Source organism: Planomonospora algeriensis (assembly GCF_977012225.1).
On the sequence record NZ_CDRNDK010000910.1, the window covers coordinates 1 to 1,115 of the forward strand.

The window sequence follows — 1,115 nt, forward strand, 5'->3', positions numbered from 1 at the left end:
CGACCCCGGCTCCGACCCCGGCCTCGACCCGGGCTCCGGCCGCGGCCCCCGCCTCCCGGGGCGCGGGCCGCGGCCGGAGGTTCAGACTTCGAGCTTCTCCTCGATGCCGCGCAGGTTGTGCCGGGCCAGCGCCAGATTGGCGCGGCCGCGGTCGAGCGCGAGGTAGAGGAAGAGCCCCTTGCCGCCCCGGCCGGTGATCGGCCGGATGATGTGGTATTGGTCGGTGAGGGTGATGAGGATGTCCTCGATGGTGGCCTTGAGGCCCAGCGACTCCATCGTCCGCAGCTTGGCCTTGACGACCTCGGTGTTGCCCGCCGCCGCGACCTGGAGGTCGAGGTCCTTGGAGCCCCCGAGCGCGCCCAGGGCCATCCCGCTGTTGTAGTCCACGACCACCGCGCCGACGGCGCCGTCGATCGCCATCATCTCCTTGAGGGACACGTCCATGCTGGCCATTGGTCTCTCCGATCACTGTGTTGCCGAGGGTTTCGGCGTCGCCGACATGCGCTCGCCGATGGCGGCCAGGTTCGCCGCCGTCTTGCGGCCCTCCAGTCGCAGCAGTCCGAGGTTGGTTCCCGGGCGGGCCGTGACCGTGAGGACGATCTTGGGGCCGGCGGCGTAGAAGGCCGCGTAGCCGTTGGTGCCGGAGATCAGGGTCTCCTCCAGGGCGCCCTTGCCGATGAGGCCGGTCATCCGGCGGCTGAGGGCCAGCAGGGCGGAGGAGAGCGCGCCGGTCTGCTCGACGCTGCCGGCCATGTCGGCCGCGATCACCAGGCCGTCCACACTGCACGCGACGCTGCCGTCCACGTCGGGCATGCGCCGGCGCAGCAGGACCATCTCCCGGTACACCTCGTCACGCAGTTCCACGGGCATCCTCCTTCCGATCCGCTTCAGCGTCCGCAGTCTCAGGGTCAGTGGCACGAGACCGACCTCATGCGAGCGCCTCCAATGCGTTCCTCAGCCGGATGAGCAGGTTCACGTCGGTGGGGTCCCCCGTGGCGGAGGGCAGCCACTCCGGGGACGACCGGGGCCGGACCGCCTCGGTCCCGTCCTCCGGGGCGGTCCCGGCGCGGGCGCCGCCGGCCCGCCGGGGAGGACCCCGGACGCGGTGGGGGGCG

3 protein-coding genes are annotated in these 1,115 nt (G+C 72.2%); all 3 read right to left on the reverse strand.

Annotated features, from left to right (window positions below):
- Window positions 1-81: 81 nt before the first annotated feature.
- On the reverse strand, window positions 82-453 hold the full coding sequence (locus ACWJ6R_RS36825; protein WP_189237785.1) for a hypothetical protein: 372 nt from the start codon (window positions 451-453) through the stop codon (window positions 82-84).
- Window positions 454-465: 12 nt separating this feature from the next.
- Complete coding sequence (locus ACWJ6R_RS36830; RefSeq protein WP_449066625.1) at window positions 466-864, reverse strand: roadblock/LC7 domain-containing protein; 399 nt, start codon at window positions 862-864, stop codon at window positions 466-468.
- Between the two features lie 64 nt (window positions 865-928).
- On the reverse strand, window positions 929-1,115 hold a 187-nt coding region (locus ACWJ6R_RS36835), incomplete at its 5' end, for a hypothetical protein (protein ID WP_449066626.1).

Excerpts from the sequence above, each read along its gene's own strand:
- ACWJ6R_RS36825 (WP_189237785.1), bottom strand. The coding sequence starts at position 453 with ATGGCCAGCATGGACGTGTCCCTCAAGGAGATGATGGCGATCGACGGC.